Here is a 6,754-nt window from a genome sequence, read left to right as displayed (position 1 = left end):
TTTGGATCAAAGTGCGGCATTGAGCGAAGTGATAGTAAATAAAGCCGAAGGTAACAGTGGCGGCATCAATATCACCACTGGGTCACTCTTTCTAAGAAATGGGGCTGTCCTAGCGACTAGCACCTTTGGACAGGGGAATGGCGGCACTATCAATATCAATGCCCGCGATATCGCCTCCTTTGATGGGAGTAAAGTATTCAACCAAGTGAACAATAGAGCCACAGGTAATAGTGGCGGCATCAATATCACGACAGGGTCACTTTTTGTCACTAATGGTGCTGAATTATTTACCAGCACTTATGGAAAGGGAAATGCAGGTAATGTGACCATTAATGCCCGCGACAGGATTTCCCTTGATGGGGGAGAGTTGGAACAGCGTTTCCTCTCTAGTAAAGTTCAGAGTCGGATAGAAGGGTCAGGACAGGGGCAGGGAGGTAATATCCAGATCGTTACAGAGTCGCTCTCAGCCACCAATGGTGCTTACCTAAGTGCTAGTACAGACGGAGTAGGAAATGCAGGTAATGTGATCATTAATGCACGCGATATTTACTTTGCTGGGAAGGGTGAAGATGAATTTCCCAGCGGTGCCTATAGCCGAGTGCTAAATGATGCCAAAGGGCAGGGAGGTAATATCCAGATCGTTACAGAGTCGCTCTCCCTAACTGATGATGCTATTATCTCTGCTGTGCTGCTGCAAAAAGCAGAGGGGCAGGGGGGTAATGTTCAGATCACAGCGAACTCACTCTCACTTACCAATGACGCTGAAGTATCTGTAAGCAGTGAAGGAAGAGGAAATGCAGGCAACCTAGACATCAAAGCTAACTTTATTCGTCTGGAAAACCAAGGAGAACTCAAAGCTTTTACAGCAGCAGGAATCGGCGGAAACATAACGCTCTCGAATTTAGATTTATTACTAATGCGCGATCGCAGTCTAATATCCGCCGCAGCTCTCAATGACGCAAATGGCGGCAACATCACAATCAATGCCAAAGATGGTTTTATCGTCGCTGTCCCTAGCGAAAACAGTGATATTATTGCCAATGCCTTTCAAGGTCGCGGAGGTAATATCAACATCACTACTGAAGGTATCTATGGGCTAGATTACCGCGATCGCCTGACTCCGAGAAGTGAGATCAACGCCAGTTCAGAATTTGGTGTAAACGGTACTGTAGAACTTAATACACCGGATATTGACCCTAACAGTGGCTTAGTCAATTTACCAGCCGTACCAGTTGATACCCAAGTTGCACAGACCTGTACCGCAGGTAGCAATGTAGCTAAGAGCAGTTTTACAATCACTGGACGCGGTGGCTTACCACCTAATCCAGGTGAAGCTCTCAACGCTGACGCAGTGCAGGTAGATTTGGTGACTCTCAACCCAGAAGTAGGTAATACTCCAGCAGTTTATACAAATCCCATTAACCCAACACCAACTCGCATAGTAGAAGCTACTGGTTGGGTAATTGCTGCTAATGGCGATGTAATTCTCACTAACTCTGCACCGACTGTCACGCCTCATTCTTCCTGGCAGAGGACAGCTGATTGCCGTGTGGTTAATCAACACCAGGAAGGTTGAGCAATTTACACTGTCTATTTTTAGTAAAAACGCGGTGCGAATGGGGGCAAAAACATGGCAAGAAAAAAATCTAGATTACGGAAAATCAAACGCTTTTTAAGTGTACTGCTGCTTTTGGCTATGTTCTTAGGGGCGGGGTTATTGCCCCCTACTTTCGCACATGTAACTGTGGAAAACTCAATTGTTCAAAGCTTGCCCGATGCCCAAAAGTTGGTGGAAGAGGGCAGTAAATTTTATGAAGCTGAACGGTTTGCTGAAGCTGCTACTTCTTGGCAACAGGCTATCTCTGCATTCAAAGCCAATGGGGATGAACAAAGGCTTGCGATCGCACTCGGTAATCTCTCATTAGCTTATCAGCAATTGGGACAGTGGTCAGAGGCAGAAGGTGCGATCGCTCAAAGTCTCAACTTATTACAAGCTGCTAAAAATATAGATAGCAAAGACTCCTCGCAAATTCTAGCCCAAGTCTTAGATATCAAAGGTCGCCTGCAATTGGCTCAAAGCAAAGCTGAAGATGCCCTAGATACTTGGCGAGTATCACTTGATATTTATGCCAAAATCGGCAATGAGAGGGCGGTTCTTCAAAATCGCATTAACCAAGCGCAAGCTTTGCAAACTTTAGGATTTTATCGTCAAGCCGAGAAGACGTTAAAAGAAAGTACCCAGATTCTCCAAAGTCAACCCAACTCACCTGTTAAAGTCGCAGCCCTGCATAGTCTCGGCAATGTCGTGCAAGTCACAGGTGATTTAGAAACATCTCGGCAGATATTGCAGCAAAGTTTAGAAATAGCTTCATCGTTGCCAAATAAGGAAGCGATCGCTGATATTTTCCTCAGTCTGGGTAATACAGCCCGTGTTCAGCAAGACACGCAAACAGCGATAAAATATTATCAACAAACTATCAAAACTGCAACCTCACCCACTACACGCATTCAAGCTCAAGCCAATCAACTCAGACTACTGTTGAAAACTGAGCAATTGTCAGCTTTCCAAACATTGTCCTCTGAAATTAAAACTCAGCTTAAAGACTTACCCGTTAGTCGGACAGCAATTTCTGCCCGCATTAACTTTGCTCAAAGTCTAATGCAATTCCGAAAAAAAACCGCCGCAGACACTCCCTCATCGTTAGACATTGCCCAATTACTGGCAACTGCCATTGAGCAAGCAAAAAGTTTGCAAGATAAACGCACACAATCCTATGCTCTTGGTGTTTTAGGTCAAGTTTACGAACAAACTCAACAGTTGTCTGATGCCCAAAACCTCACCCAACAAGCCTTGCTCATCGCTCAAGCTATCGATGCTAAAGACATTGGCTATCAATGGCAATGGCAACTGGGACGTTTGCTTAAAGCTAAGGGAGATACAAAAGCAGCAGTAGCAGCTTACACAGAAGCAGTTAATGACCTCCAAGCCCTTCGCAGTGATTTAGTTGCTGTCAATTCTGTGGTGAAATTTTCCTTTCGAGAGGAAGTTGAACCAGTTTATCGACAGTTGGTTGATTTACTTTTGCAATCTCAGGGTAATCAAGTTAGCTCAGAAAATCTCGTAAAAGCCAGCAATACAATCGAATTACTCCAAATAGCAGAACTAGAAAACTTCTTTCGCAACAACTGTTTGAATGCTCAAATCGTTAATCCAAAAAAAGATCCAAAAGCAGCAATTATTTATCCATTTATTTTGCCAGACCGATTAGAAGTCATCCTCCAGTTGCCTCAACAGCGTTGGTTGCATTACAGTACCCCTGTAGTTAAAGAAGAAGTGGAAACTACTTTAAAGCAACTACAGGAAAATCTACCCAAACCACACACCCTGCGACAGGTTCAATCTTTATCCCAGAAGGTTTATAAATGGCTGATTCAACCTGCTGAAGCTGCCTTAGCTGAAAGTAACACTCCTACTTTAGTGTTTGTGCTGGATGGTTGGTTGCGAAATATTCCGATGGCAGCTCTCTACGATGGCAAACAGTATCTAGTTGAGAAGTATAACATTGCACTTACCCCCAGTTTGCAACTGATTGAACCCAAAACATCACAGAAGGAATTCAAGGCAATAGCCGCAGGATTGAGTGAAGCAAGTTCGGGATTTTCTGCACTACCCAACGTCAAACTTGAATTAGAACAAATCCGCTCTCAAGTCCCTAGCAGCATCCTTCTGAATCAAGAATTTACCAGCAAAGCTTTGCAAAACCGGATTAATTCTCTATCTTTCCCTATCGTTCATCTTGCAACTCATGGTCAGTTTAGCTCTAAGGCTGAGGAGACATTTATTGTCGCTTGGGATGAGCGTATTTATGTGAAAAAGTTAAATGAGTTAGTGCGAACGCTAGAGCAAAATAGACCCGAAGCGATTGAATTGCTCATTCTTAGTGCCTGTCAAACAGCAGCCGGGGACGAACAAGCTGCACTAGGAATTGCTGGTGTCGCTTTTCAGGCAGGAGCACGCAGTACGATCGCTTCTTTGTGGAACTTGGATGATGAGTCTACTGCTGTGTTAATGAGTCAATTTTACCAAGAGTTAGGCAACAAAAACCTGACTAAAGCTGAAGTACTCCGTCACGCCCAGCTAGCTCTTTTGCAAAATCCCAAATACAAACGTCCCAGGTTTTGGGCCCCCTATGTTCTTTTGGGTAATTGGCTTTGAGTTACTCTCGCCACTTCATGTGGTGGGATTCAGGCTAGGAGTTGGAGTTAACTTTTTGTCCATTTACTTACGCAGATGCAATTGTATCGGCTGACAATGCGATCGCATCAATATTAACTGCTGATTGTATTGTTGACTTACTTGAAAGCTGGTGGTAAATTGTCAAACACCGTTTCCCTCACATTCAAAAACTGGTAATAAATCAGGATAATAGACCGGAAAATAATTCTCGTCGCACTCAGTTTATGAAGCGGATTGTAGATTTTGCTTTCGCCACTCAACTGACATTACAACTGGCTTATTATCCGCCCTTTCATAGCAAATACAACCCGATAGAACGAAGATGAGGTTGGTTAGAACAGCATTGGAATGGTAGTTTACTTGACACCGTTGATAAGCTGTTGCGCCTTTAATTTGCACTAATATTTTTTCAAGATGATTGTGGGGTGGGCATCCTGCCCGCCCTGATAATGCAAGTTATATACGTAACAGCTTACCGTACTGAATTTTGCCCAAACTCTCACATTCAAGGGTAAAAATCCAGTTGTCACATTGGTAGAAAAAGTTTACTCCACAGGAGTTAAACTCACAACTTCAGCTATGGAAGAAATTGAAACACAGATTAACCGCCTCCCCAATCTCAAAAAATGGTTTGTGGAAATTTTTGCTAAACCAGCATAGCTATTGGATCATCTTTTTTGTGGAGTTCTCTTAAGCTTTTTTTCTCCCCCTGCCTCCCCTACTCCCCACTCCCCTCTTTAGCAATTTGAGCTTTTGCCTGTTGCCATAACTTTTCTAACTCATCCAAACTGTAATCAGAAAGGGGGCGATCAACAACTGCCTCCATTTTTTCTAATCGCTGGACAAAGCGCTGATTTGTGCCTTGCAAAGCAGCACTGGGGTCAAGATTATGCCAACGGGCTAACTGAATCACCGCAAACAGTAAATCGCCTAATTCTGCTTCTTGCCGTTCTGGTGTTTCTTCAGCTAAAGCTTGTTGAAACTCCCCTAACTCTTCATGAAACTTATCCCAGACACCCTGAATATTTTCCCATTCAAATCCGATCGCCGCAGCTTTTTGGGAAATCTTCATCGCCGCCGTTAGTGGGGGAAGAGTGCGTCCATAACGAGCAAGTTTCGCACTAAGTTTTTGCGCCTCTGGAGATGCTTCGCCTTTCTCCTCCGCTTTAATCTGTTCCCAATTTTGCCGCACCTCATCCACACTTGCCACCGACACATCACCAAACACATGGGGATGGCGGCGAATCAATTTTTGGGAAATCCCCTGAGTTATTTCTTTGAGAGAAAATTGCCCAGATTCGCTAGCGATTTGGGCTTGGAGTACCACTTGTAATAATAAATCGCCTAACTCTTCTGCGATCGCATCTTTATCCCCACTCTTAATTGCATCCACCACCTCATAAGCTTCCTCAATCACATAAGGGGTGAGGGTTTCAGGAGTTTGAGCCAAATCCCAAGGACAACCACCATTAGGCGATCGCAATTTTGCTACCACCTCAATTAACTCCTGCAATGCCGCCAAAGTATCAACATTGTCATTTGTCATTTGTCATTTGTCCTTTGTCGTTCTTCCGTTGCTCTTTCTGCTAACTGTAGCTCGACGACTACCGCGAGTTGTAACTTTCCGCTTCTTAATTTTGCCACTAGGAAGCAACCCACGAATGCCCTGTTTTTGAAAGCGCTTGTATGCTGAACCGCCCCAATCGCTAAGAGAATGACTCATTGCACCGACTTCTAAACCCAAAAACAGGGCGATATATTCAGTATCGTATTGCACGAGCGATCGCCCCAAAGTTTGTCCCAAATCTTGCCAAGTAAAGCTTAGATTCCATAACCTTTCGGCAACTGCCAAAACGAAAATTGCCACAATAGCAAGCAAACACCCCAGATAAAGTATTCGCAAAATCGTGCCAATAATCGGCCCGTGGGATAAAAAAGAACGATGCCGCAGACTTTTTTGATAAGGTAGCCAAATCCAGCGCAAGAAACCCCAGCGTTGAAATTGCACAGAGTAAATATCCAAATCGGGGCCAAACATCAGCCCACCAAAGAGAAACCCGCCTGCAACTAACAAAGTCGCATTACTACTGCGACTTTGCCAGAAAGTAACGCCCGCCACAAACGGCAGAGCATACATAGTAATGCGATCGTGCGTCCGACCAGAGGGCATCCTAAATCCTGAGTTAACTGAATACTGAGTCAGTATAAGAGAAAAAAAGATTTTCTTGAAACTACTAGCGCAATGCGAAATGTTTTGCTATATTAGTTAAGGATTAGTCAAACGGGCGGTTAGCTCAGTTGGTAGAGCGCCTGCCTTACAAGCAGGATGTCATCAGTTCGAGTCTGGTACTGCCCATTAAATCAAAAGCCGCCATGTGGCGGCTTTTTGATTGGAAGCATAATCTTGCCGTCGTGATTTACGGTAATATTATTATGCTAAATCACCTGAAATTATCCGCAAGCACGGAATAATTTTAGCGCAAGATTAGCACATGAAATTGACGGTTGAGATAATCA

At 44.0% G+C, this 6,754-nt stretch carries 3 protein-coding genes, 1 tRNA gene and 2 pseudogenes; 4 read left to right on the top strand and 2 right to left on the bottom strand.

Annotated elements, in window-relative coordinates; genetic code table 11:
- From VE944_RS04755 to VE944_RS34080, 3 genes and pseudogenes are all read left to right on the top strand, one after another.
- Nucleotides 1–1,576, top strand: a pseudogene (locus VE944_RS04755) (S-layer family protein); the annotation flags it as partial.
- 54 nt (nucleotides 1,577–1,630) lie between these two features.
- Nucleotides 1,631–4,216: a CHAT domain-containing protein gene (locus tag VE944_RS04750; protein ID WP_324973029.1), complete on the top strand. Its 2,586-nt coding sequence runs from the start codon at nucleotides 1,631–1,633 to the stop codon at nucleotides 4,214–4,216.
- A gap of 104 nt (nucleotides 4,217–4,320) precedes the next feature.
- Nucleotides 4,321–4,897: pseudogene (locus VE944_RS34080) on the top strand (ISAzo13-like element transposase-related protein); the annotation flags it as partial.
- Nucleotides 4,898–4,955: 58 nt separating this feature from the next.
- Here VE944_RS34080 and mazG read toward each other — a convergent pair.
- Nucleotides 4,956–5,783 carry a nucleoside triphosphate pyrophosphohydrolase gene (mazG, locus tag VE944_RS04735; protein WP_324973023.1) on the bottom strand — a complete coding sequence of 276 codons (828 nt, stop codon included), beginning with the start codon at nucleotides 5,781–5,783 and terminating at the stop codon, nucleotides 4,956–4,958.
- A 3-nt stretch (nucleotides 5,784–5,786) separates the two neighbouring features.
- Nucleotides 5,787–6,407: a metal-binding protein gene (locus VE944_RS04730; RefSeq protein WP_324973020.1), complete on the bottom strand. Its 621-nt coding sequence runs from the start codon at nucleotides 6,405–6,407 to the stop codon at nucleotides 5,787–5,789.
- A 113-nt stretch (nucleotides 6,408–6,520) separates the two neighbouring features.
- On the opposite strand from VE944_RS04730, the gene VE944_RS04725 reads away from it, so the two are divergent.
- A tRNA-Val gene (locus tag VE944_RS04725) sits at nucleotides 6,521–6,593 on the top strand.
- The last annotated feature ends 161 nt before the right edge of the window (nucleotides 6,594–6,754 follow it).

This window comes from Nostoc sp. (assembly GCF_035638895.1).
Classification (GTDB): Bacteria; Cyanobacteriota; Cyanobacteriia; order Cyanobacteriales; family Nostocaceae; genus Nostoc.
This window is presented reverse-complemented; position numbering and strand designations above follow the sequence as displayed.